Genomic DNA, 23,585 nt, shown 5'->3' on the forward strand with positions numbered 1-23,585 from the left:
ACCGATGCATCAACCTGACGGGGGCCGCCGCGCAGCGGAGCTCGGCTCGGGACCATTGGAGCTAGTGCCCGCCTAGCAGCGAAACATTCGTTGTCAGCGAATTATTCGCTGATAGGTGGGCACTCGCGCATACTCCACCCCGCGAGGCTCAGTCCGCGCCGGGTTCCGGTACGGACGCCATCAGCAGTGCCCGGGGCCGTACGCCCGCGCGATGTCGGGTGAGTCCAGCCAGCCCGAGTACGTCGGCCGCTGCGGCCATCCCTCGGGCGAATCCTGCCACTCCTCCTGGCGGCCCCACGGCAGAAGGTCGATGAGCGCGAACGAGTGGCTGAGCTGTTCGGTGCCGCGGCCGTTGGTGTGCCAGGTCCGGTAAACGGTGTCACCTTCTCGCAGGAACACGTTGACCGCGAAACCTTCGCCGGGTGGCGCGTCGACGTCGGCGCCGAACGAACTCTCCGACGACGAGTACCAATCCATCCGGTTGCCGACCTTGGTGCGGTAGGCCAGCACCTCGTCAATCGGGCCGTTGGTGACGATGACGAAGCGGGCGTCGTAGTTGTCGAGGAACTCCAACCGGGTGAACTGCGAGGTGAACCCGGTGCAGCCGCCACACTGCCACTCTGCGCCGTCGGTCCACATGTGGTTGTAGACGATCAGCTGGGAGCGCCCCTCGAACACGTCGGCCAGTCGGACGGGCCCGTGCTCACCGATCAGCGTGTAGTCGGGCATGCGGACCATGGGCAGGCGTCTGCGCTGGGCGGCGATCGCGTCCAGTTCTCGTGTCGCCGCCTTTTCGCGGCGGCGCAGGTCGTCGAGGGCGGCGCGCCATGTCGCCTGGTCGACGACGGGCGGTAGGGCGGCCGGTTGAGTCGGGACGGACATCGTTCCTCCTGCGGTGGTGTGCTCTCGCAGGATATGACCGACTCAGCGGCCGAAAGTCATCGTCAGCTCTTCTTGGATCCGCCGGATTTCTTCCCGCCGCCGGAACTCTTGCCGCCCTTCTTCGACGCACCGGGCGTGTTGGCGATGGCTGCCGCGCGGGACTTGCTCATGCCCTTCTCGCGCAGACCCTCGTACTGTTTGTCGTTCTTGACGCTGGAACCGTGATCCTTGGCCATCGTGGCCTCCTTCGTCTCGCGGATGAGAGATACCCGTTCTGGGCCGGACAACACTCCTGCCATCGCATGTCCGGTGAGTTGACAGGCGCAGACCCGACCGATAGACGGAGGAGCATGTCGCAGCACACCAACGATGTCTGGGAGACGCTGGCGACCGCGCGGGCGATCCGCCGGTTCACCGACGAGCCCGTCGACGCGGCGATACTTGACCGCTGCCTAGAGGCCGCGACCTGGGCTCCAAACGGCGCCAACGCGCAGTTGTGGCGGTTCGTCGTGCTCGACTCCCCCGAACAGCGGGCCGTCGTCGCGCAAGCCGCACGGGCGGCGCTGCGGTCCATCGAGTCGATCTACGGTATGAGCCGGCCTGCCGACGACGATCACAGCCGGGCGGCCCGAAACAACCGCGCAACCTACGAACTTCACGACCGCGCCGGCGAGCTGACCTCGGTGCTGTTCACCGCGTTCCGCAACGAGTTCTCGTCCGAGTTCCTGCAGGGCGGGTCGATCTTCCCTGCGATGCAGAACTTCTACCTCGCCGCTCGCGCGCAGGGCCTCGGGGCGTGCTTCACCAGCTGGGCGTCCTACGACGGCGAGAAGTTGATCCGCGCGGCGGTCGGCGTGCCCGACGAGTGGGCGCTGGCCGGGCACATCGTCGTGGGCTGGCCCCGCGGCAGGCACGGCCCGGTACGTCGGCGGCCCGTCTCCGAGGTCGTGTTCCGGAACCACTGGGACGCCGGCCGCAGCGACATCATCTACGGCGCCGGCGCCCGCAAGCGCTAAGCGCAGCCCCCGCACGCACCGGGCGCAACCCCCGCGAGCGACCGTGTCTGCACCGCGACACGCCGCGCGCAGCTGACATTCCGAGGTCACTCGTGCTGCCTGAGAGACCTCAGACCGCCACCGCCAACCGGGCCGCGGGATGCAACCACTCTGCGACATTGCGGACATAATCCTTGAACGCATCCAGCCGCGACGGATCGTCCTTGATCTGGGAGCCGGGCCGCTCGGTCACGAACGACGGTGCGCCGCAGTCGATATCCCAGTTGTAGTCGGCGAAGTGATGGAACGTGGACTGGGCGACGGCCCGACCCATCGGACTACCGTCCGGAGCGTGCTCACCGTCGACCAGAACCGCCAGGTTGAACACCCTGCCGGTCGTCGCACTCCGCCCCGTCGCGAGCACTGTGGCGTTCGGCACGCCGTCCGCAGAGACCAGCCCTTCATGCGGATGCGCGGGAAACCACTCGATCCGCCCGCTGGCGGTGCGCTCGGTGCGAAGCAGCTCATGCACCGGTTCGGACGCCAACACCCGCTGGTAGTCCCCGTTGGCGCCCGAGTGGTAGTTGGGCCACGAGATGGCAGGGGTGTCCCGATCGTCGCACATCGTCTCCGGATCTATTGTCGCGTCGTGAAACTCGTTGACGAGTCCCAGTGAGCCGAGCCGGTTGAGACAACAGCCGAGGTCCTGGTGGTCACGCGCGGTCAGCACACCACCGCCTGTGGAACGGAACCGCATGATCGCCGAAGCATCGGCCGCGGTCAGCCCGTTTCCGACGTCGACGGCCATCAACCACAGTTGGTCATAGCCGAGCTGGTCGAGATGGCTGAGCACCGGATCGTCGTCGCCGTCGACCCGGTTGCGTGCGACCACCTCGTGGCCTGCGGCGCGCAGTTCGTCGGCCAGCATCGAGAACCTGGAGATGTCCCAGTCCTGCGGGTGAGCGCAGATCGTCGTCTGCAACAAAATTCTGGACATCGAAAGTCACTCCTTCACAGTGGAATCGGCGGGCACCCGCAGGTGCCTGCGCGCTGCGAGTTCTGCTTCGTCGACCAGCACCAGCATCGGCTGATCGGGAACGCAGAGCATCGTCACGGTGAAGCGACAGCGCATGTCGTCGCGGTTGTTGGCATCCGAGTAGTGGATGACGTCGCCGCCGGGTTCCCAGAACGCCTCACCGGCCCGGATCACCCGCGGCGGTTGGCCTTCCAGCTCGAACAGCATCTCGCCTTCGAGCATGTACCCGAACGCGGGACCTCCAGGGTGGCGATGTGGTGGGGCGCCGGGGCTTCCAGGTGGGTAGTCGACGACGACGGTCATCGCGTGCGCGTCCGCGGGGATGAACGGCGGTTGCGCCTCCTGCACAACGGTCAGAGCGCTCTCCCACGAGTTGTCCTGCTTCTCGGTCATTGTCGTTCTCCTCCAGTCGTTTAGTTCAGGTGGACGAGCCGCCACCGTCGACGTGCAATACCGAGCCGGTGATGAAGCTCGCGCGTGGTGAGGCCAAAAACAGCACCGCCTCGGCGATCTCCCGCGGCTTCGCCGTGCGCCCCAGCGGTAGCGCGCGGCCGAGCTCCTCGTTGGTCTCACCCCATTCGGCCTCGACGCCTTCCGTTTTCGTAGGGCCGGGGGCGACGCTGTTGACACGGACGCCGCCGGGCCCGAATTCGGCGGCCCACGTACGGGTCAGCGACTCGACTGCCGCCTTGGACGCGCTGTACACACCCGCTCCCGGCACACCTTTGGACGCGACCATCGTCGTGACATTGACGATCGAACCGTGTCCGCGCTGCAGCATCCCGGGCACCAGGCCCGCCGCCAGGAAGTACGAACCGCGCACGTTGGTGTCGAACGTCCGCTCGAACGCGCCGAGCTGCTGGTCGACGGTCGCCGCGGCCGGGAAAGCGGCGGCGTTGTTGACCAGGATGTCGACGTCGCCGGCCTGCTCGAGCAGCGACGTGACCGAATCCATATCCGCGAGGTCGGCCTGGACGAAGCGCACGTTGCCCTCGATGCCCGATGCGGCCCGCTTCCCCCGTTCACGGTCTCTGCCGGTGACGATCACCGCGGCTCCCTCGCGCGCGAACAGCCGCGCACACGCGAGCCCGATCCCGGCCGTGCCGCCGGTGATCAACGCGTTCTTGTAAGCCAGTTCCATTGCTGTTCTCCGATCAGGCGATGCAGGCTTCGGGGGTTTCCGCACGGTCGTGCGCGAGGTGGGCCAGCGCGATGCGCATCCGCTGCCTGGCACGCGAGATCCGCGACATCACGGTGCCCATCGGGATGTCGAGAATCTTCGCCGTCTCCGCGTAGGTGTATCCCTCGACGTCGGCGTAGTACAGGACCTCGCGGAAGCCCTCCGGCATCGCGGCCATCGCGGCTTTGACGTCGCCGTGGGGCAGGGCGTCGAGCACCTCGACCTCGGCCGAGCGCAGGCCGCCGGGTTGGTGTGCGGCGCAATCGAACAACTCGCCTTCGGTCATGTTGTCGGCCGGAACTTCGGTCACGCGACGTTGTTTGCAGCGGTGAGCGCTGACCCAGCGGTTGTAGAGGATGCGGAACAGCCACGCCTTGAGGTTGCTGCCCTCCCGGAAGGACTCGAACCCGCTGTACGCGTGCAGGAGCGCGTCCTGCAGCAGATCCTCGGCGTCCGCGTCGTTGCGGGCCAGCCGGCGCGCTCCCCGCCCCAGCACCTCGAACAGGGGTTGGACGTCGCGGGCGAACCGCGCGGCGAGCTCTGGGTCCGGCGCGGTGGGAGGGGACGTGATGGTCATGTTCCGATCTCCTCGAGTCGCGGGTGTCACGACTCACGTTCGTCGCTGCCCAGCTAAAGGGGACCCTTGATAACCCGTAGTCCTCGTCCGTAGTGCGTAGTGCGTAGCGGCGACCGGTGCCGGTCAGTCGCTGACGAAGCTGACCGTCTCCTCGAGCGGAGCGCGCCCCGTGCGGATGTAGCTCTCGCCGGGATCCTGGTAGCCGATCGACATACCGCAGAACAGCATGAGCTCGTCGGGCGGTTGCACGACGTCCGCGACGGTCTCGCGGACCTGGGACCAGGCCATCTGCGGGCAGCTGTGCAGACCCTCGGCCCGCAGCAGCAGCATCACAGTCTGCAGGTACATCCCCACATCCGCCCATTGCGGGCGACCGAGGTCCCGGTCGATGTAGCAGAACAGGGCCGCGGGGGCGCCGAAGCAATCCCAGTTCGCGATCGCAGCCCGCTGCCGAGCCTCCCAGTCCTCACGTTCTATGCCCAGCGCGCTGTAGCGCTCCCTGCCGAACTCCGATCGGCGCTCGACGTACGGCGATTTCAGCTCGCGCGGATACAGCTGGTACTCCCGCTCATCCCACGGTTCTCCCGCGGCCACCCGCTCGGTGGCGAGCTTCTTCAGCCGCTCGAGCGGTTCGCCGGTCACGACGTAGATCCGCCACGGCTGCAGATTGGACCCCGACGGCGCCCACCTGGCGGCGTCGAGCACCCGCTGGAGCACCTCCACGGGGACGGGTTCGTCGGTGAACCCCCGCACTGCCCGTCTGCTCTTGACTGCGTCGTAGACGTCCATATCTCCTCCGCTTTTGGAGACCACGGCTTTCGTGATCACGCCTTTCGGCTGTGCTTTCAGCCTCGTCCGACCCGCCGTCCGGCGAACCCTTGAACGCCCGTGGTCGCCGGGGTCTACGAACTCCGCGGATGAATAGTCGTCGGCCATCCGTTGCTGTTGATATGACCGTTGCAGGGCGACAGATCGCGACCTCAGTCCTGGTGATCGGAACCGGTGGTGCGGGTTTGCGTGCCGCAATCGAGTTGGCGGAGCAAGGTCGAGACGTTCTCCTCGTCGGCAAGCGCCCCGTGGGCGACGCCCACACCACGTTGGCCGCCGGAGGCATCAACGCGGCGTTGGGCACCATGGACCCCGAGGACAGCTGGCAGCAGCACGCGGCAGACACCCTGACCGAGAGCTATCTGCTCGCCGATCCGGCCACCGTGCAGATCGTCACCGAGGGTGCCGCCGAGTCGATTCGGCACCTCGAGCGTTTCGGCATGACGTTCGCCCGCGAGCAGGACGGCCGGATCTCCCAGCGGTTCTTCGGTGCACACACGTTCCGCCGCACCGCGTTCGCCGGTGACTACACTGGGCTGGAACTGCAACGCACACTCGTCAAAAGGGCGACGCAGCTTGCGATTCCGATCCTCGACTCCGCCTACATCACCCGCCTCCTCGTCCGGGACAACACGGTCTTCGGTGCATACGGCTTCGACCTTCGAGACGGCACCCGCTACACCATCCACTGTGACGCGGTCATCCTCGCCGCAGGCGGTCACACCCGGATCTGGCGCCGCACCTCATCGCGGCGGGACGAGAACACGGGGGACTCTTTCCGGTTAGCGCTCGAAGCCGGTGGGCGGATCCGCGACCCCGAACTCGTTCAGTTCCATCCGTCCGGTCTGATCGAACCCGAGGACTCGGCTGGAACACTGGTGTCGGAGGCCGCCCGCGGAGAGGGCGGAATTCTGCGCAACGACATCGGTGAGCGCTTTATGAAGCGCTACGACCCGGACCGCATGGAGCTGTCCACCCGCGACCGGGTCGCGCTCGCCGCCTACACCGAGATCAAGCAGGGACGCGGTACGCCCCGCGGCGGGGTGTGGCTGGATGTCTCACATCTGCCGCGGACACAGATCATGGAGCGACTCCCGCGGGTCTACCAGACTCTGATGGATCTGCAGTTGCTCGACATCACCACCACACCCATCGAAATCGCCCCGACGGCACACTATTCGATGGGCGGAGTGTGGGTTCGCCCCGAAGACCACAGCACCGACGTCGCGGGGTTGTACGCCATCGGTGAGGCCTCGAGCGGCCTGCACGGAGCCAACCGCCTCGGCGGCAACTCGCTGATCGAACTTCTGGTCTACGGCCGGATCGTCGGACGGGCCGCCGCCGCCTACTCTTTGGGGCTGGACGCCCAGATCCGCTCCAAGGCAGCGACTTCCGCGGCTCGTGACGAGGTCGACGAGGTGCTGTACCGCAACGGCAGGGAGAACGTCCGGTCCCTGCAGCGCGCCCTGCGCAACGCGATGACCGAGCATGCCGGCGTGGTGCGCGACGAACCCGGGCTGCGCACAGGTCTGACCGAACTCGACGACATCGAGCGACGGCTATCCGACGTCGGCGTACACCCCGACATCGCGGGATTCCAAGACCTCGCCCACGCCTTCGACCTCAAGGCGAGCGTCATCGCCGCGCGCGCCACGCTCGAGACCGCACTGGAACGCCGCGAGACCCGCGGCTGCCACAACCGCAGCGACTACCCGGATTTGGACGATCGACTCACCGTCAACCTCGTGTGGTCCGGTCCCGGACAGATCGAACACGAAGCGATCGCAGGCATACCCGCCGAGATCGCCAGCAGAATGCGCGCGGTGTCGGCGGACGGCAAGCTGGTCGAGTGATCAGCTCGCCCACGACACGGAGCGAAGCTGCCTGCGCGAAGTGATACCGAGCTTGACGAACACCTTTCGCAGATGCCACTCGACGGTGTGCGTGCTGATGAACAGCTGGGCGCCGATCTCCTGATTCGTCAGACCGTCGGCGGCGAGCCGGGCGATCTGGGCCTCCTGAGCGGTCAGCTCAGCGCCGCCAGGACTCGACTGCTGTTTGCGCACCTTCTCCCCGGTGGCCACCAATTCACGGCGCGCACGTTCGGCGAAGGCCCGCGCACCGATCCGCGTGAATGTCTCGTGGGCTTCGGTGAGTTCGCGGCGCGCGTCGGTCCGCCGGTTGGCCCGGCGCAGCCATTCGCCGTAGAGCAGCCGGGCCCGCGCGACGTGTACGACGATGCCTGCGCGGTCCAGACGTTCGATGGCCTCGGCGAACAGCCGGTCCGCTTCGTCGTCGTCGGCCAAAAGGGCCTGCGCGTTGGCCACCGCGCCCAGTCCCCAGTCGGTGCCGCTGGCGCCCGCCCGCTCCTCGAGCCGGCCAAGCGCCCACCTGGCCGCGTCGTCGGCCCCGGCGCGCGTCGCCGCCTCGACGAGTTCGAATAGACACCACCCGTGGATTCCGAAGTCGTCGTAGTCACATGCCTCCTGCGCCGCTGCGAGCGCCTCCTCGTAGCGGCCAAGGCCGTTGTACAACAACGCGGTCGCATAGCCGGTCAACCCGAGCACACGGCCTTCGCCCCTGGCGATCCCCTCGGCGGCGGCGCCTTCGAGCAGCGGGACCGCCTGCTCGACGTCACCGCGCCATGCCATCAGCAACAGCCAGTGATACCGCACCGCGGAGTTGTGGTCGGTCGCCGCGGTGATCGACTCTGCCTCCTCGAGAAGCTGTTCGGCGGTGCCCAATTCACCGGCCAAGGTATGAACTCCGGCCCGGTAGATGAGGGCTCGCGGCAACCCGGCGAGTGCCCCGGACGAACGCGCGTAGCGCACCGCGGTGGCCGACAACTTGCGCAGGATCTGTTCGTCCCACAGTTCGTGGGCCGAAGACTCCTGCAGGATCGGGAATCCGGGAACCTTCAGCCAGCGCCCGACCGCGGCCTCGTCTGACTCTGCTTGATCGCACATCGCGTCCAACCCCGCCCGCAACGCGGCCCAGCCCTGTCCGACCCCACCGGTGATCCGTTCGGCCACCCCCTTGAGCAGATGGTCGATCGCGCGCGGCAGCTCCGAGACGTCCTGCAGCGCAACTCGTGCATCCTCGGCGGCACGTACCAGCGCACCGGGCTCACCGAGGCGGCCCGCGTACATCAACGCCGCGATCCCTTCGAGATAGCTCTCTCGAGACGAGTAGCCGTCGACACCATGGAGGCGGCGGGCAGCATCGAGAAGTGGTGGCGCGGTTTCCGAGAGTCGCGGTGCACCGGCTTCACCGGCGCGGCTTCGGACGAAGTCCATCTGCGCCCGCAGCCGCGCTACCTGAGCCCGCTGCAGGTCGGTCAGCGGGCCGAGTTCGGCGATCGCCAGGAGTTCGTGCGCCGCTCCCGACGCCGCGGCATCCCGTTTGGCGTAAGCGGCCGCCAGCGCTCTGGCCCCGTGCAGCAGCGGGTCGGAGGTCAACGCGGTGGCCCGCTCCAGAAACGTTGCCGCCGCTGCCATTCCGCCCCTGCTCTGCGCGCGGGCAGCGGAGTCCTCCAACTCGGCGGCAATCGCCTCGTCGGGGCCGGCCGCGGCGTTGGCCGCATGCCACGCCCGACGGTCCGGATCGACCGAAGGGTCGGTGACGTCGGCGAGCGCGCGGTGGACGGCGCGGCGGTCCGCCAGCTCGGCGGCACGGTAGGCGGCCGAGCGGATCAACGGGTGGTGGAACCGCATCCGCGGGCCGAACTCGATGAGACCGTCGGCCTCCGCGGGTGCGAGATCGTCGACCGGGATACCCAATTGCGCTGCGGCGCCGAGAAACAACGCGGCATCGCCGATCGGTTCGGCGGCGGCGATGAGCAATAGCTGCCGGGTAGGCGGCGGCAGCGACTCGATGCGGCGGATGAAGCCCTGTTCGACCGCTGCCGCCGACGAGCGTTTACCCGAGATCCAGAAACCGCCGGACAGTTCGGTCGCCGACACGCTGCGCGGCACCTCGAGGATGGCCAGCGGAATGCCGCGGGTCTCCGCGACGATGCGGTCGCGTACTCGTGGGTCGATACCGCCGAACATGACCGACTCCAACAGTTCTCGCGCATCGGTGTCGGACAGCCCGCGGATCGGCAGCTCGGGCAGGCCGGCCAGCAGCTCAGGCTGGTCCCGCACCGCGAACACCAACGCAACGGGTTCGGCGAGCAGCCGGCGCGCGATGAAGCCGAGCGTCTGCACCGAAACCTGGTCCAGCCATTGCGCATCGTCGACGACGCAGAGCACGGGCTGTTCGTCGGCCGCGGCGGCCAGCACGCTCAACACAGCGAGGCCGACGAGGAACCGGTCCGGTGTCTCCCCGATGCCGCGGCCGAACGCGACGTTGAGGGCTTCGCGCTGCGGTTCGGGAATGGCGTCGAGATGCGTCATCAGCGGAGCGCACAGCTGCTGCAGGCCGGCGAACGCGAGTTCCATATCGGACTCCACGCCGGCGACGTGCACGATCTGGAATTCCGATGCGGTTTGGCAGACGTAGTCGAGCAGGGCCGTCTTACCGACACCCGCCTCGCCGCGCAGGACAAGCACCTGGCAGCTGCCCGATCGCACGGTCGCGACGAGGTTCTTCAGCGTCTCGCATTCGTGGGTACGGCCACGGAGGGCTTGTGCTCCACCCTGGCCAGACATAGACACCACCGCGCTCTGGGTGGACCCGCGACGGTCGCCGGCTTACCCGATCTGATCTTGGATCGTACGAGGCGCGCCCCGACGGGTCCACACCGGCGATTTGTGCACATCCGGGAGCGGTCAGCGCTCCCGTACGTGCACAAACCGCCGCCGGGGTGGGGGTCAGGCGGTGGCGGCGGCCGCCAGAATCCAGTCCTCGAAGCGCGTGCCGAACAACGTCGCGCGCTCACCGGGCACGAGGGTGCGTTCGGCCAGGTCGATACCCCAGTATTTCGCCGAGGGGTCGGCGATGACCTGACGGGTGTCGCCGCGGGCGGTCAGCGCGGTCCGGATCAGATCGGGCAGCAGGAACTCCACCGGTCCACCGATCTCGACGATGCGGTTCACCGGCTCGTTCACCGCGGCGATCGCGAGGCCCTCGGCGACGTCGGCGGCGGCCATCGGCTGGAAGTACACCGGTGGCATCCGCACCGTGTCGCCCTCGGTCGCCGAGTCGGCGAGCGTCTGCAGAAACTCGAAGAACTGCGTGGCGTGCACGATGGTGAACGGGATCGGCCCGTCGCTGATCAGCCGTTCCTGGTCGAGTTTGGCCTGGAAGTAGCCGCTCTGCGGGGCCATCTCCTCGGTGCCCACCACCGACAGCGCGACGTGGTGGCCGACGTCTGCGGCTTCTTCGGCCTCGAGCAGGTTCGTCGTCGCGGTCCGGAAGAACTCTTGGGCCGAGTCATCGAGCTGCGGCGAGTTCGACACGTCGACAACCACGTCGGCGCCTTCGAGCACATCGCGCAGGCCCTCGCCGGTGAACGTGTTGACGCCGGTCGACGGCGCCGCGGCCACCGTGTCGTGGCCCTGCCGGTCCAGTATCTGCACCAGTTTCGAACCGATGAGGCCGGTTCCGCCGATGACGACGATCTTCATGATGAGCCTTCCGTTTGTTCGACAGCTTCCTGTCCGCCAGAACGGATGACGGCTCGCGAACTCATCCCCTGTCCCCGAGACCCGCCCCGCGAGCGACCGCGTCTGTACGCAACACGCCGCGCACATCCGGCATTGCGCGGTCGCTCGCGGCAGTTGAGGGACCCGTTAGGGCAGTTGAGGGGCCCATCAGGGCGGTTGAGGGGCCCATCAGGGCAGTTGAGGGGCCCATCAGGGCGGTTGAGGGGCCCGTCAGAACGCGTAGCGCACCCGGCACGCCGGCAGTTTGGCGGCGATCAGGTCGGTCAGCTCGGTGACCCAGCGGCCCTTCCACGGCGACTTGTACCGCACATTCCACTGCCCGCTCTGGCTGCGCTTGACCTGTTGAAGATCTGGGCGCCACAGCAGGTCCTCCCCTTTGGGATGCCAGCCGAGGTTGACGTCGTGCAGACCCTCGTTGTGGGTCAGGAAGATGATCTCGGCGGCCAACTGCCGCTTGGTGCGATCCGACGTGCCGTCGGCGACCTGTTCGAGTAACTCCGCCCAGTCTGCGAGCCAATTCTCGTGGACGACAACGGGACTGAAGTTCAAGTGGACTTCGTAGCCGGCGTCGACGAAATCGTCGATCGCGGCGATCCGCTCGGCGATCTTCGACGTGCGCACGTCGAGCACCCGCGACGTCTCGGCCGGCATCAAGCTGAACCGCACGCGGGTTCCGCCGCGCGGGTCGTAGTCGAGCAGATCGCGGTTGACGAGTTTGGTCGCGAAGCTGGCTTTGGCGTTGGGAATTCGCGCGAACAATTCGACGAGATCGCGCACGTTGTCGGAGACCATCGCGTCCACCGAACAGTCGCTGTTCTCGCCGATGTCGTAGACCCAGTCGACGGGATCGCATTGGTTCGGTTGCGGCTTCACACCTTGCCGCGCGGCGTGACGTTCGAGGTATCGGGTGATTTTCTCGATGTTGGTGAACACCGTGATCGGGTTGGCGTAGCCCTTACGGCGCGGGACGTAGCAGTACGAGCACGCCATCGCGCAGCCGTTCGCGGTGGACGGTGCGATCCAGTCGCTGGACCGCTCGTTGCGGCGCGCACTCAGGCTCTTCTTCTCGCCCAGCACCAGGACTTCCCGCTTGTTGCGGACCCAGTCCTCGACGTTGCCCTCGTTTCCGTACAGACCCGGTATCGCCTGATGTGACAGCACCTCGATGCGCTCGGCGTCGGGGTAGCGCTCGAGCACCTGACGCGCGCGGGGGAACCGTTCGATGTCGGGCTCGTGGTAGATCCGCTTGATGTCGAGCAGCCGGTCGGCGAGGGCGGCCGGTGTGCGTCGCTGCACGACGTTGGAGTTCACCGTCGAGGTCATGGTTCGTTCAACGAACGACGGACACACTCCGATGCAGTTGATCTTGTTGACGGGCAATGATGTTCGTCACCTCCCGAGAGATGGCCCGCGATGTCGCGCGCAATCGGCGAGGCCTGCATCCGGAAGGACCGAAGCGGCCCGATCAGCGGCTCGTCGTATCCGGCGAACCACAGCCCCGGCGCGGCACACGGAAGCCCGTTGACCTTCGGCCGACCCGCCTCGTCCAGCACGCCGTGGTGGCCGACCAGCGGTTCCAGTCCTCGCCGATAACCGGTCGCGGCGATCACCACGTCGGCAGACAGTGTGCTGCCGTCCGAGAGCACCACGCTGTCGCCATCGAACGAGTCCACTGCTGCGACGATCTCGATGCGCCCGGCTTTGACATGCGGGACGAGCTCGTCGCCGATCGTCGGAATCTGCTCGTCGGTCAACAGCGCCGTGTAGATGCCGCTGCGGGGTGCGGGCAGGCCCTGGCGGTCAAGGTCTCCGAACCACACCCTGCGCATCAATGCGGCCGCCTGATCCAGCACCGGCACCGGCAGGCGCTCGAACGCGGCGCTGAACGCGTCGACCGGAATTCCTGCGGCCGACCGCGGGACGAGATGCGGGGGCGTGCGAACCGCCATCCACACGCGGCGGGCCATCCCGTCGCTGAGCTGCAACGCGATGTCGGTCGCCGAGTTCCCCGCGCCCGCCACCAGGACGTCGCGGCCGGCGTACGGCGTGGCATTGCGGTAGTGCTCGGAGTGCAGCACCTCACCGGTGAACCCCTCGATTCCCGGCCACTCGGGCAGCGCAGGCGTGTGGTAGTTGCCGGTCGCGACGACGACGGCAGCCGAGGTGATCGGCGCACCGTCGGTATCCAGCCGCCAACCGTGCGGCTCGCGGTCGACCCGAACCACGGTGCGGCCCAGAGCCAATCGAATGCGCTGTCGACGTACGTAATCGTCGAAGTAGTCGACCATGTCGTCTCGGGTCGGCCAGCGCCCGTAGCGCAGAGGGATCCGCTGCCCGGGCAGATGCGACCACCACCCGCAGGTGTTGAGCCGGAACCCGTCGTAGCGGTTGCGCCACGCCGATGCGACGGCGTCGGCGCGATCCACCACGAGCGCATCGACATCGCACTCGTGGCGGAGCTGACGTGCGATCGCCAGCCCGCAGGGACCCGCCCCGACGATGACGACGGACTCGTCGTGCTCGGCCATCTAGGGCAGGTGTCTTTTGGTCAGCAAGCCCTTGGTGAGGTCGCGTTGGAACTGTTCGATCAGCGACCGGCGCCGCAGGGGCGGGCTCTCGGCGTGCGCCTCCTGAGCCACTCCGCCGATGACGTCGGCGAGCGCGTCGACCGCATTCCACCGTGGCGCCCACTCCAGTTCGGCCTGGGCGCGCCCGCAGTCCAGCAGCGGAACGCTGAACGCCATGTCGATCCAGCCCCGATCGATGGGCTGCAGCCGCGCCCGCCAGCTGACATCGACCAGAGCCCCGAGCACCCCCGACGGCACGTGGACCGGTTTGGCGTTCAGCACCTCGGCGACCTGCTCGCGGCCCACCGGGGGTTCGGCCGCCAGGTTGAACGGTCCGCTGGCACCACGTCCGACCACCCTGGCCAGCCCGTCGGCGACATCGTCTGCGTGGACCAGCGGGATGCACAAGCGGCGGTCGAGCGGCAGCACGGGAAGGAGCGGAACCGCGAGCATCGGCACGTAGCCGGGCAGCGCGTAACGCATCAGGCCGCTGGCCGCGGCGCGCTGCACGATGAAGCCGGGGCGCATCCGCGCGATCGGGACGCCCGCCTCGCCGTTCTGGCGTTCGTAGTCGTCGAGCAGCGCTTCCACGTCCGACTTGTCGCGGCTGTAGGGCGAAGTCCGGATGCCGGTGGTCGGCCATGACTCGTCGACGTACTGGCCGTAGCGGCCCGGCGCGTACGCGCCCACCGACGACTGGTGCACAAGCCGGCCGACCCGCGCGTCATGGGCGGCCTCGAGGACGGCCGTGGTGCCGCCGACGCCGACGCGGTTCAGGTATTCGGTGTTGCGGGTCGGCTGAAAACCCCACGCGAGGTGGATGACGGCGTCGGCGCCGTCGAAGACCCCGCGCAACTGGGTCGCCGCATCCGGGTCGGCGAGGTCGAGATTGAGCCAGCGAATGCGCCCGTAGACGCCGGTCGGCTCGGGCGGCCTTCGCACCACGCCGACGATGTCGTGTCCGGTGTCGCTCTCTGTCAGCCGCCGCAGCAGCGCGGTCCCGACGTTGCCGGAGGCTCCGGTGATGACGATGCGCATGCCGAAAGACTTCCCGCAACGCGCCCTATCAACACGAGCTATACGGCCGCGGCGGTCTCACCCTCGAGTTGGCGAGCGCGGGCGTCGTTGAGGAACCTGCCGACCTCGACCGCCAGCCGTCGCGCATGAGACGAGTCAACGAGGTCGAATGCGTGACCGGCACGCCGAATCTCGCTGTACTCCACCGGGTTTCGTGACACCGCGCTCAGCTTGTCGGCGAATACGCGGGCCTCACCGACCGGGATGATGGTGTCCTGCTCCCCGTGGATGAGGAAGAACGGCGGCGCGTCCGCGTGGATGCGGGCCAGCGGTGAGGCGGCCTCGAACACGTCGGGGTGCTTGGACTGCGAGCGGCCTACGACAACTCGTTCCAGGAAGTTCTGGAAGTTCTTACGGGTGGGGGTCGACCGGTCCTGCCAGTCGTAGCGCCCGTAGATCCCGACCACCGCGTCGACGGTGGTGTCGGCGTCGTCGGTGAGCTCGCCGCGGAACCTCGGGTCGCCGGGGGTGAGGGCCGCCAGGGAGGCCAGGTGTCCGCCCGCGGAGCAGCCCGCGACCGCGACGAAGTTTCGGTCGCCGCCGTACTTGTCGACGTTGGCCCGGGCCCACGCGATCGCGGCGTTGACGTCGGCGATATGACGGGGCCAGCGGTGCACCGGGGACACCCGGTAGTCCATGGTCAGACAGACCCAGCCCTGCTTGACCAGGTGGTGCAACATCGTGTGGCCCTGCATGACGCGGGAGCCATGCACCCACGCGCCGCCGGGGACGAACAGCAGCACCGGCGCATCGGGCGGCAGGTCGGGCAGCCGCCACACGTCGAGCAGCTGCGCGGGATGGTCGCCGTAGCGCACCGAGCTGCGATAAAGGCACCGCTGGCGCTGAGCGCGGAAACGCAGATAGGGCGGCGTGCGCTTCCCGCGCGAAGGCGTGATGGCCTCACCGGGCACATCGGCGGGCGCGGCCTCTGCGGCGTCGGGGCTCAGTCGGCGCGAGGCCATGCCGCGGAGCGCTGCCGGTGCGTAGTGGTGGCCGTACATCATCATCGCGGTCAGGCCGGCAAACGGCTCGAGGTGCTTGCCGACCACGGGCAGCGACGCGTACATCCGCGTCGAGGCCATGACGAGATCGAACGGATGCAGCGAGCGGTAAAGAGACATGGTCAGCCGGCCATCGCCAGGTCGGGCTCGCCCGCCCGGCCGCTGCAGGGCTTGCAAACGACCTCTTCGAGGCTGAAATGCCCGCACGTGGGGCAGATGAACTCGAGCATGCGTTACGCCTTTCGAGACTTGTGTCATGCCGACTTTCTGCAGCGCGCCTCACATACCCCGGCCTTGGGGCGCCAAAACCCGCCGTTATCGATCTGATGCGTCAGTACTGTGGCCTCCGTGAAGTACTTGGAGGTCGAGGGAGTGGGCCGGGTAAGCCGCATTGGGCTTGGGACCTGGCAGTTCGGGTCTCGGGAGTGGGGCTACGGCGACAGTTACGCCGCCGGTCCGGCGCGAGAAATCGTGCAGCGTTCGCTGGCGCTGGGCGTCACGTTGTTCGACACGGCCGAGATCTATGGTTTCGGCAAGAGCGAACGGATCCTCGGCGAGGCGCTGGGCGACCAGCGCGCCGACGTGGCGGTGGCCAGCAAGGTCTTCCCGGTCGCCCCGTTCCCAGCGGTGGTCAAGCAGCGCGCGCACGCCAGCGCGCGGCGGCTGGGGCTGCAGAAGATCCCGCTGTATCAGATCCACCAGTCCAACCCGGTGGTACCCGATTCGGTGATCATGCCGGGGATGCGCGACCTGATCGACGACGGCGTGATCGGCGCGGCGGGCGTGTCGAACTACTCGCTGTCGCGCTGGCAGCGGGCCGACACCGCGCTCGGACGACCGGTGATCAGCAATCAGGTGCACTTCTCGCTGGCCCATCCCCAGGCGCTCGAACGTCTGGTGCCGTTCGCCGAGCGGGAGAACCGCATCGTGATCGCTTACAGTCCGCTGGCCCAGGGCCTGCTCGGCGGCAAGTACGGCCCCGACAACCGGCCCGGCGGCGTGCGCGCGACGAACCCGCTGTTCGGTACCGAGAACCTGCGGCGGGCCGAACCGCTGCTGCAGACGCTGCGCGACGTCGCCGCCGATGTCGGCGCGAAACCCGCGCAGGTGGCGCTGGCGTGGCTGATCCACCTGCCCAACGTCGTTGCGATCCCCGGCGCGTCCAGCGTCGAACAACTCGAGTTCAACGTGGCAGCCGCCGACATCGAGCTCAGCACCGATGCGCAGGAGGCGCTCACCGCCGCCGCCCGCGCTTTCCGTCCGGTGTCCGCGGCTCGCTCCCTGGCGGACACGGTGCGTGAGAAGCTCGGCGCCCGCTAACCTTTCAGCTTCCCGTCGAGGTACTCGCTGCGGCAGGCACCGCGGGCCAGCTTGCCGCTGGTCGTGCGCGGAATGACACCGGCAGCGACGAACCGGATGTCGGCGACCGGGATCCCGTGCCGCGCAAGCACATCGGCGCGGATCGCGTCGATCTCCGGTGCGGGGTCGTTGCGAGCGGTTCCTGTCGCGCGTTCGGCGACGATCACGAGGCCTGCACCGTGGGGCGCGGGCACGGTGAACGCGGTGACATGTCCGGCTCGTGCCATCGCCGAGGCGCCTTCGGCGGTCGACTCGATGTCCTGCGGATAGTGGTGTCTGCCGTCGATGACGATTAGATCGGCGCGCCGTCCGGTGACGAACAACTCACCGTCGAGGTAGACGCCGAGATCGCCGGTACGCAACCAGTTCGCTTCCTCGGCAACGCCTTCCGCGTGGCTGGTGGGCGTGATCCGGGACCCGAGCCGGGCGCCGAAGGCGTGGCGCGACTCGTCGGGTCGACCCCAGTAGCCGCGCCCGAGGTTGTCGCCGTGCAGCCAGATCTCACCGACACTTCCGTCGGGGAGTTCGGCGCCGGTGTCGGGATCGACGATGACGGCCCACTGGCTGCGCGCCACCTTTCCGCAGGACACGTGGGCCACCGCATGGGGCGAATCGCCGGCGACGGGCACCGCACGGCCCGCCCTGAGCTGCGCGCGGTCGAGGTGCACCGCGGTGGCGCGGGCGTCGGGTTCGATGGTCGCGACGAACAGTGTGGCCTCGGCGATTCCGTAGGACGGCCGGAATGCGTTCGGCGGCAAGCCGTATGGCGTGAACGCGTCGTTGAAGGCGGTGATCGCGTCGATGCTGACGGGCTCCGAGCCGATGATGAGCACCGCCTTGCTCAGGTCCAGGGCGTCACCTTCTGCGGGTTGGCCGCGTTGTGCGGCGTATTCGTAAGCGAAATTCGGTGCCGCCGTGACCACGCGGCCTTCGCGCGACCCGTCCGACAGCGCCCTGAGCCAGCGTTGCGGGCGACGGATGAACGCGGTGGGCGACATCAGCGTCGAATGTCCGCCGTACACGGCGGGAAACCCGATCATCGAAAGGCCCATGTCGTGGAACAGCGGTAACCAGCTGACACCGTGCACTTTTCGGTCGAGGAGGTCGATGGACAGGATCATCTGGATCAGGTTCGTGCCGACCGCGCGGTGCGTGATCTCGACGCCGACCGGGGGTCGCGTCGCACCCGAGGTGTACTGCAGATGGGATACGGCGTCGAGCGGCAGCTCCACCGGCTCGAATTCGACTGTCGCGCTGATTTCGTCGAGAACGACGACGCGCGGAGTCGGGACGCCGTCGAGGCCGGACAGGAAGCTGCGCACGTTCGCGGCCGCGACCGCTGTAGTCACCACGACCGACGGTTCGCAGTCGCGCAGTGCGGTCTCCAGTCGTTGTGCGTGGCCCTGTAGCTCGGGCGCGAACAGCGGGACCGCGATCGCGCCCGCTTTGATCGCACCGAAGAAGGCGACGACGTAGTCGAGTCCCTGCGGCGCAAGTATCGCGACGCGGTCACCCCTCCGGGTCACGCGTTGCAGGCTCGCGGCGACCGCTCGCAGGCGGACGCCGAGTTGTTTCCAGGTGAGCTCGACGACCCGCCCGTCTCCGGTGTGGTCGAGGTAGCGGTAAGCAGGCGCGTCGCCGACATTGGCGATGTTGCGGTCGATCAGCGAGATCAGGTTCACCCCGGCGGGCACCGCGATCTGGCCGTCGGCGTCCAGGCAGTCCTCGATCCGCAGCAACCCGTCGTGCGGTACGGGACGGGACGTCATGGGAGCAGTCTAGGTACCGGCTGCGCTGACTCCTGGTACGGCTGTACCAGAGGGGTTACTGCTCCAACGTCAGCACTGTGATGTCCGGCGGGGCTCCGATACGCACCGGCGGACCCCAGTAGCCGGCGCCGCGGGTCACGTACAACTGGGTGTCCTCGACGGTCGACAGGCCCGCGAGCGCGGGTTGCACGGCGCGCACGACGTAGTGGAACGGCCACATCTGCCCGCCGTGGGTGTGCCCGGACAGCTGCAGGTCGACCCCGCGCGCGGCGGCCTCCTCGACGAGCACCGGCTGGTGCGCAAGCAGCACCGTCGGCCCGGCGGACGAAACCCCCGCGAGGGCGCGGTCGAAATCCGGTCCGTCCGAAACTCTCTCACCGGCAAGGTCGTTGACCCCCGCCAGGTTGAGGACCGCACCGCCACGGCGGATCGGGGTGTTTTCGTTGCGCAGCGGTTGAATGCCCAACCGCTCCATCTCGCGTAGCCATTCCAGTGTGTCGCCGACGAAGTACTCGTGGTTCCCGGTGACGAAGAAAGAACCCTCGCGGGCGGTCAGATCGCCCAATGGCGCTGCGGCCGGGCCGAGTTCGGCGACGGAGCCGTCGACGACGTCACCGACGATCGCGACGAGGTCGGGGGCGGTCTCGTTGATCATCTCGACGATCTGCGCGGTGTGTGCCCTGCCTGCCAGGGGTCCGAGGTGGATGTCGGACACCACCGCAACGCGAAACCCGCGAAACGCCGGGTCCAGGTTGCGCAGCCGCACCGGCACCCGCAGCACGTCGGGCGGCCCCACCGCGGTGGCCGTGCCGACGCCGACCAGGCCCACCGACGCGGCACCCGCGGCCACGGCGCTCGCGCGGGCCAGGAACAACCGGCGGCTCAACCCTTTCGGATCCTCGGGTGTCGCCGCCGGCGCCTCGCGGACCCACCCTCGCAGCACCAGCCGTACGGGTTCGAGCACCAGCAACATCAGCAGCAGGTATGCGGCCAGCCCGAACCACACATAGCCAGGCCAGGCGTACCACCCCGCATCGACCGGACCGGTCAGCCGGGGCAGGAACAGCGCCGCGAGAAGCAGCCCCGCCAACCCGGCGAAGCCGACGCTCAGTATCCAGCGGACCCTGCCCGGCCGGGTGGTGTCCTTGATCAGGCGCTTCCACAAATAGGCGTGCATCAGCGCGAGCACCGTGCCCAGGATGACGATGAACATGGCGCCTTTCAGTGGTTTCGGTGCGCTACCGATCGATTGGCGACTGGTAGCGCACCGAAATCGCAGGTGTTACAGCGAGACCGTTCCGTAGTCGCCGACGTGCTCAATCAGCGTGCGGAGCTGGTCGTCGGTGGTACCGAACGTGTTGTCGATGGCCGTGAGCCGCGCCGCGTAGTGGCCGACGGGATACTCCGCGGTCATCCCGATACCGCCGTGCAGCTGGATCGCCTCCTGCGCGATATGCCGGCCCGAGCGCCCGATCTGGAACTTGGCCCGTGCGGCGATCACCGGGTCGAACCTGCCGTCGGCGATCGTCATCGCGGCGTAGTAGTTCATGCTGCGCGCGAGTTCGAGCGAGACGTACATGTCGGCCGCACGTTGCGTCAGCGTCTGGAACTTGCTCAGCGGAACGCCGAATTGCTTTCGGCTGGTGAGGTACTCGGTGGTGAGCCGCAGCGCCTCCTCCATCGCTCCGACCGCCTCCGAGCACAGTGCCGACTGATAGCGGATGACCGTTCGCGCCACGTGTTCGATCGCATCCCCGCCCCCGCCAAGAGGTTCGGCGGGTGTGGAGTCGAACTCGAGCTGTGCACCACCGCGGCCGTCGAACGTCCGATACGGCGTCCGATTCACCGCCGCGCCATTGACGACGAACAGCCCCACGCCGCCGCCGGGCAGCGCCGCGGTCACGACGATCGTGTCGGCGGTGTCGCCGGCCAGCACCGGATTCTTGCGCCCGGTGAGCGTCCAGGTATCGCCGCTCTGTTCGGCGCGCGTGGCGGGTTCGGCCGACGGCAGCCGCGCGCCGGGCTCCGCATGCGCGAAGGCCAGCAACGTCTCGCCGGTCGCCACGGCTTCGAGAATCCCCTTCTGCTGGTCGCTGCCCACCTCGGCGATCAGGGCGCCGGGGACCATCGCGGCCTGCGCGACCGGTTCGGGCGCGAGCCGCCTGCCGACCTCGGTCAGCACCACCATCACCTCGATCTGGCCGGCCTCCGTCGGGTCGAAACCGAGCCCGAGGATGCCCACCTCGGCCAGTTGGCCCCACACCTCACGGCTCCAGCCGGGTTCGCCTTCGGGCCGGACGCTTTCGCGGCCCGCCAGCACGTCGCGGGTGACGTCGCGCAGTAGTTGCTGTTCCTCGGTCAGATCGAAATCCACGGCAGGCTCACAATCCCAGGATGGTCGAAGCGATGATGTTGCGTTGAACCTCGTTGGTACCGCCGTAGATCGACGTCTTCCGATAGTTCAAGTAGCGGGGCGCGGCGTCCTGCGCCCAGGTCGGCACGTCGATATCACCGGCGTCGAACGGCAGTGCCTCCGGCCCGGCCACCTCGACGAACAGCTCGGTGGCGGCCTGCTGCAGCTGGCTGCCGCGCAGCTTGAGGATCGACGACGCGGGGTTGGGCTTACCGTCGGCCTCGGATCCGCTGACCCGCATCTGCGTGAGCTCCAGCGCGAGCAGCCCGGTTTCGATCTCGGCCACCCGCGCCGCGAACAGCGGGTCCTCGAGCAGCGGTGTGCCGTTGACCTCGAGCTTGGCGGCGTGTTCCTTCACCTGTGCCATCCACAGTTTGGTCAGCCCGATGCGGGCGATGCCGGTGCGCTCGTTGCCGAGCAGGAATTTGGCGTAGGTCCAGCCCTGGTTCTCCTCGCCGACGAGTTGGTCGGCCGGGATTCGCACGTCCTCGAAGAAGACCTCGTTGACCTCGTAGCTGCCGTCGATCAGCTCGATCGGGCGCAGTGTGATGCCCGGCGTCGACATCTCGGCCAACAGGAAGGAGATACCGGCCTGGCGCTTGGGCGCGTTCGGGTCGGTGCGCGCCAGCAGGAAGATCCAGTCGGCGTACTGGCCGAGCGTCGTCCACGTCTTCTGGCCGTTGACGACGTAGGTGTCCCCGTCGCGCACGGCCGTGGTCCGCAGCGACGCGAGGTCGGAGCCGGCCTCCGGTTCGGAGAAGCCCTGACACCACCAGATGTCGATGTTGGCCGTAGGCGGCAGGAACCGTTCCTTCATGGCCTGCGAGCCGAACTGGGCGATCACCGGGCCCACCATCTTGGTGTTGAACGCCAGCGGTTCGGGGACGCCGGCTAGCTGCATCTCGTCGAGCCAGATCTGTCGCTGCAGCGGCGTCCAGTCCTTACCGCCCCACTCGACCGGCCAGTTTGGTACGGCCAGGCCGTTGGCGTGCAGGATCCGCTGGCTGGTGACCATGTCCTCGGGGAACTTCGAGTGCCCGGTCTTGCCCCGCTCGCGGATGTCCTCGGGAATCTCGGAGGTGTAGAACCGTCGCAGCTCCTCGCGGAATGCCGCGTCCTCGTCACTCAACGCCAACTTCACGGTCTACCCCGTTCCTCTCGTGCGGTTGCCGGCCGGGTACCCGCCTTCGGCCCGGCTTGCCCATCTATGTGGCTCCATCCGCATTGTGCTCGTCCTACTTCCATGCGAAGACCGGTTGCTCGAGTTCGTCGACCGGATCGTGACGGCCCTCCAGGCACAGCCAACGCAACTGCAGGAGCACGGCGCCGGTCGGCGCGTGGATCAGGTCGTTGCCCAGCGGGACCTGCACGACGGGTCGTGGGCTCTCCGGAATCTCGATGAACCGCGGGGAGTCGGGGCGCTGCAGCTGATGCAGGCCGACCCGGTACACCGCGACGACCTCCTCTGGCGCAGGCCGCGGGTCGAGCCGTCCCCCGCCCCAGATCACCACCGGGGTGATGACGTATCCCGACCGCGTCGGGTAGTCGTCGAGCAGACCCAACACCGTCGAATCCGGCAGCCTGACACCGACCTCCTCGTCGAGCTCGCGCAACGCCGCGTCGACCACGGTCTCGCCCGGGTCCAGCCGGCCGCCCGGCAACGCCCACTGCGCGGCGTGCGACGTCAACCTGGATGCCCTGCGGCACAGGAAGAAAGCGGCGCCACCGGAGACGTCGACCATCCGGCCGTCGAGCCGGGCATCGGGCATGCCTCGCCCGTCGTTCCAGCCTTCGACGTCGACAGGGTCCACCCTGTCCTCGCCGACCTCGGAGTCGACGAGCACGACGGCGACCGCGGCGTGGCGTTTCGTCGGATCGCTCACGGCGCGACGGTCGTGTCCCGACAGGTTCGCTTCGATCCGCTCGCGCAGCGACTCGTCGTAGGTGATCGTCACCGCTCGACCATAGTTTCGCGGGGTTTCGTCGGCACCGTCCGGGGCAACTCCCTCCAGACCACAGCCCATACGGAAGGGATCGACATGGCACTCGACGATGACGACATGACCACCTCGGGCGCAGGCGGCGAGGGGACCGCTGACGGCGGTTCCAACCCTGAAGGACACGACGGCGGCGCCGACGGCACAGCGGGTGGCGAGGGTGTCGCCGACGGCGGCTCCAACCCCGAAGGACACGACGGCGGCGCCGACGGCACAGCCGGTGGCGAGGGTGTCGCCGACGGCGGCTCCAACCCCGAAGGACACGACGGCGGCGCCGACGGAACCGCGTGACCCC

At 68.1% G+C, this 23,585-nt stretch carries 22 protein-coding genes; 4 read left to right on the forward strand and 18 right to left on the reverse strand.

What is annotated here, in order from left to right:
• Positions 1–180: 180 nt before the first annotated feature.
• Complete coding sequence (locus CEX87_RS17280; RefSeq protein ID WP_064395885.1) at positions 181–882, reverse strand: DUF899 domain-containing protein; 702 nt, start codon at positions 880–882, stop codon at positions 181–183.
• 62 nt (positions 883–944) lie between these two features.
• Complete coding sequence (locus CEX87_RS27395; RefSeq protein ID WP_198957246.1) at positions 945–1,118, reverse strand: DUF7218 family protein; 174 nt, start codon at positions 1,116–1,118, stop codon at positions 945–947.
• 114 nt (positions 1,119–1,232) lie between these two features.
• Between CEX87_RS27395 and CEX87_RS17290 the strand changes: the two genes are divergently transcribed.
• Positions 1,233–1,898: a nitroreductase family protein gene (locus CEX87_RS17290; RefSeq protein WP_094288243.1), complete on the forward strand. Its 666-nt coding sequence runs from the start codon at positions 1,233–1,235 to the stop codon at positions 1,896–1,898.
• A 109-nt stretch (positions 1,899–2,007) separates the two neighbouring features.
• On the opposite strand, the gene CEX87_RS17295 is transcribed toward CEX87_RS17290, so the two are convergent.
• From CEX87_RS17295 to CEX87_RS17315, 5 genes are all read right to left on the reverse strand, one after another.
• Positions 2,008–2,874, reverse strand: coding sequence for a hypothetical protein (locus tag CEX87_RS17295; protein WP_064417824.1), 867 nt, complete (start codon positions 2,872–2,874; stop codon positions 2,008–2,010).
• Positions 2,875–2,880: 6 nt separating this feature from the next.
• On the reverse strand, positions 2,881–3,306 hold the full coding sequence (locus CEX87_RS17300) for a cupin domain-containing protein (RefSeq protein WP_064396129.1): 426 nt from the start codon (positions 3,304–3,306) through the stop codon (positions 2,881–2,883).
• 25 nt (positions 3,307–3,331) lie between these two features.
• Positions 3,332–4,054 carry an SDR family NAD(P)-dependent oxidoreductase gene (locus CEX87_RS17305; RefSeq protein WP_064396131.1) on the reverse strand — a complete coding sequence of 241 codons (723 nt, stop codon included), beginning with the start codon at positions 4,052–4,054 and terminating at the stop codon, positions 3,332–3,334.
• 13 nt (positions 4,055–4,067) lie between these two features.
• Positions 4,068–4,670, reverse strand: coding sequence for a sigma-70 family RNA polymerase sigma factor (locus tag CEX87_RS17310; protein ID WP_064396133.1), 603 nt, complete (start codon positions 4,668–4,670; stop codon positions 4,068–4,070).
• A gap of 123 nt (positions 4,671–4,793) precedes the next feature.
• Positions 4,794–5,459, reverse strand: coding sequence for a nitroreductase (locus CEX87_RS17315; protein ID WP_064417823.1), 666 nt, complete (start codon positions 5,457–5,459; stop codon positions 4,794–4,796).
• 161 nt (positions 5,460–5,620) lie between these two features.
• Here CEX87_RS17315 and CEX87_RS17320 point away from each other — a divergent pair, with 161 nt between their 5' ends.
• Positions 5,621–7,351, forward strand: coding sequence for an FAD-dependent oxidoreductase (locus CEX87_RS17320; RefSeq protein ID WP_064417822.1), 1,731 nt, complete (start codon positions 5,621–5,623; stop codon positions 7,349–7,351).
• Here the strand turns inward: CEX87_RS17320 and CEX87_RS17325 are convergent, their stop codons facing one another.
• The 6 genes from CEX87_RS17325 to CEX87_RS17350 form a co-directional block, all read right to left on the reverse strand.
• On the reverse strand, positions 7,352–10,150 hold the full coding sequence (locus CEX87_RS17325) for a helix-turn-helix transcriptional regulator (protein ID WP_094288245.1): 2,799 nt from the start codon (positions 10,148–10,150) through the stop codon (positions 7,352–7,354).
• Positions 10,151–10,312: 162 nt separating this feature from the next.
• The gene (locus tag CEX87_RS17330; RefSeq protein ID WP_094288247.1) at positions 10,313–11,068 is read right to left on the reverse strand and encodes an SDR family oxidoreductase; all 756 of its coding nucleotides are present in this window, start codon (positions 11,066–11,068) and stop codon (positions 10,313–10,315) included.
• A gap of 249 nt (positions 11,069–11,317) precedes the next feature.
• Positions 11,318–12,430, reverse strand: a complete 1,113-nt coding sequence (locus CEX87_RS17335; RefSeq protein WP_094288249.1) for a spore photoproduct lyase family protein — start codon at positions 12,428–12,430, stop codon at positions 11,318–11,320.
• Positions 12,427–13,635 (reverse strand): flavin-containing monooxygenase, encoded by a 1,209-nt coding sequence (locus CEX87_RS17340; protein WP_094288251.1) that lies wholly within the window; start codon positions 13,633–13,635, stop codon positions 12,427–12,429. The genes CEX87_RS17335 and CEX87_RS17340 overlap by 4 nt, the downstream gene beginning before the upstream one ends.
• A complete protein-coding gene (locus CEX87_RS17345) occupies positions 13,636–14,712 on the reverse strand; it encodes an NAD-dependent epimerase/dehydratase family protein (protein ID WP_094288253.1) in 1,077 nt (358 codons plus the stop codon).
• A 38-nt stretch (positions 14,713–14,750) separates the two neighbouring features.
• Positions 14,751–15,872: an alpha/beta hydrolase gene (locus tag CEX87_RS17350; protein WP_094288255.1), complete on the reverse strand. Its 1,122-nt coding sequence runs from the start codon at positions 15,870–15,872 to the stop codon at positions 14,751–14,753.
• 228 nt (positions 15,873–16,100) lie between these two features.
• Between CEX87_RS17350 and CEX87_RS17355 the strand changes: the two genes are divergently transcribed.
• Entirely contained in the window at positions 16,101–17,072 is a 972-nt protein-coding gene (locus CEX87_RS17355; RefSeq protein WP_064396229.1) for an aldo/keto reductase, read from the forward strand.
• Here CEX87_RS17355 and CEX87_RS17360 read toward each other — a convergent pair.
• The 5 genes from CEX87_RS17360 to CEX87_RS17380 form a co-directional block, all read right to left on the reverse strand.
• Complete coding sequence (locus CEX87_RS17360; protein WP_094288257.1) at positions 17,069–18,880, reverse strand: fatty acyl-AMP ligase; 1,812 nt, start codon at positions 18,878–18,880, stop codon at positions 17,069–17,071. The two genes, CEX87_RS17355 and CEX87_RS17360, sit on opposite strands and share 4 nt — an antisense overlap.
• 55 nt (positions 18,881–18,935) lie before the next feature.
• Positions 18,936–20,093 carry a metallophosphoesterase gene (locus CEX87_RS17365; protein ID WP_094288259.1) on the reverse strand — a complete coding sequence of 386 codons (1,158 nt, stop codon included), beginning with the start codon at positions 20,091–20,093 and terminating at the stop codon, positions 18,936–18,938.
• Positions 20,094–20,162: 69 nt separating this feature from the next.
• Positions 20,163–21,254 (reverse strand): acyl-CoA dehydrogenase family protein, encoded by a 1,092-nt coding sequence (locus CEX87_RS17370; protein WP_064428033.1) that lies wholly within the window; start codon positions 21,252–21,254, stop codon positions 20,163–20,165.
• 7 nt (positions 21,255–21,261) lie between these two features.
• A complete protein-coding gene (locus tag CEX87_RS17375) occupies positions 21,262–22,434 on the reverse strand; it encodes an acyl-CoA dehydrogenase family protein (protein WP_094288261.1) in 1,173 nt (390 codons plus the stop codon).
• A 94-nt stretch (positions 22,435–22,528) separates the two neighbouring features.
• A complete protein-coding gene (locus tag CEX87_RS17380) occupies positions 22,529–23,248 on the reverse strand; it encodes an NUDIX hydrolase (protein ID WP_064417815.1) in 720 nt (239 codons plus the stop codon).
• Positions 23,249–23,332: 84 nt separating this feature from the next.
• Here CEX87_RS17380 and CEX87_RS17385 point away from each other — a divergent pair, with 84 nt between their 5' ends.
• The gene (locus CEX87_RS17385; RefSeq protein ID WP_064396157.1) at positions 23,333–23,581 is read left to right on the forward strand and encodes a hypothetical protein; all 249 of its coding nucleotides are present in this window, start codon (positions 23,333–23,335) and stop codon (positions 23,579–23,581) included.
• Positions 23,582–23,585 lie beyond the last annotated feature (4 nt).

Source organism: Mycobacterium lehmannii (assembly GCF_002245535.1).
Taxonomy (GTDB): Bacteria; Actinomycetota; Actinomycetes; order Mycobacteriales; family Mycobacteriaceae; genus Mycobacterium; species Mycobacterium lehmannii.

What these genes read in the sequence shown, in the direction of transcription:
- CEX87_RS17280 (WP_064395885.1), bottom strand. Translation starts at nt 882, where the DNA reads ATGTCCGTCCCGACTCAACCGGCCGCCCTACCGCCCGTCGTCGACCAG.
- CEX87_RS27395 (WP_198957246.1), bottom strand. Translation starts at nt 1,118, where the DNA reads ATGGCCAAGGATCACGGTTCCAGCGTCAAGAACGACAAACAGTACGAG.
- CEX87_RS17290 (WP_094288243.1), top strand. Translation starts at nt 1,233, where the DNA reads ATGTCGCAGCACACCAACGATGTCTGGGAGACGCTGGCGACCGCGCGG.
- CEX87_RS17295 (WP_064417824.1), bottom strand. Translation starts at nt 2,874, where the DNA reads ATGTCCAGAATTTTGTTGCAGACGACGATCTGCGCTCACCCGCAGGAC.
- CEX87_RS17300 (WP_064396129.1), bottom strand. Translation starts at nt 3,306, where the DNA reads ATGACCGAGAAGCAGGACAACTCGTGGGAGAGCGCTCTGACCGTTGTG.
- CEX87_RS17305 (WP_064396131.1), bottom strand. Translation starts at nt 4,054, where the DNA reads ATGGAACTGGCTTACAAGAACGCGTTGATCACCGGCGGCACGGCCGGG.
- CEX87_RS17310 (WP_064396133.1), bottom strand. Translation starts at nt 4,670, where the DNA reads ATGACCATCACGTCCCCTCCCACCGCGCCGGACCCAGAGCTCGCCGCG.
- CEX87_RS17315 (WP_064417823.1), bottom strand. Translation starts at nt 5,459, where the DNA reads ATGGACGTCTACGACGCAGTCAAGAGCAGACGGGCAGTGCGGGGGTTC.
- CEX87_RS17320 (WP_064417822.1), top strand. Translation starts at nt 5,621, where the DNA reads ATGACCGTTGCAGGGCGACAGATCGCGACCTCAGTCCTGGTGATCGGA.
- CEX87_RS17325 (WP_094288245.1), bottom strand. Translation starts at nt 10,150, where the DNA reads ATGTCTGGCCAGGGTGGAGCACAAGCCCTCCGTGGCCGTACCCACGAA.
- CEX87_RS17330 (WP_094288247.1), bottom strand. Translation starts at nt 11,068, where the DNA reads ATGAAGATCGTCGTCATCGGCGGAACCGGCCTCATCGGTTCGAAACTG.
- CEX87_RS17335 (WP_094288249.1), bottom strand. Translation starts at nt 12,430, where the DNA reads ATGACCTCGACGGTGAACTCCAACGTCGTGCAGCGACGCACACCGGCC.
- CEX87_RS17340 (WP_094288251.1), bottom strand. Translation starts at nt 13,635, where the DNA reads ATGGCCGAGCACGACGAGTCCGTCGTCATCGTCGGGGCGGGTCCCTGC.
- CEX87_RS17345 (WP_094288253.1), bottom strand. Translation starts at nt 14,712, where the DNA reads ATGCGCATCGTCATCACCGGAGCCTCCGGCAACGTCGGGACCGCGCTG.
- CEX87_RS17350 (WP_094288255.1), bottom strand. Translation starts at nt 15,872, where the DNA reads ATGTCTCTTTACCGCTCGCTGCATCCGTTCGATCTCGTCATGGCCTCG.
- CEX87_RS17360 (WP_094288257.1), bottom strand. Translation starts at nt 18,880, where the DNA reads ATGACGTCCCGTCCCGTACCGCACGACGGGTTGCTGCGGATCGAGGAC.
- CEX87_RS17365 (WP_094288259.1), bottom strand. Translation starts at nt 20,093, where the DNA reads ATGTTCATCGTCATCCTGGGCACGGTGCTCGCGCTGATGCACGCCTAT.
- CEX87_RS17385 (WP_064396157.1), top strand. Translation starts at nt 23,333, where the DNA reads ATGGCACTCGACGATGACGACATGACCACCTCGGGCGCAGGCGGCGAG.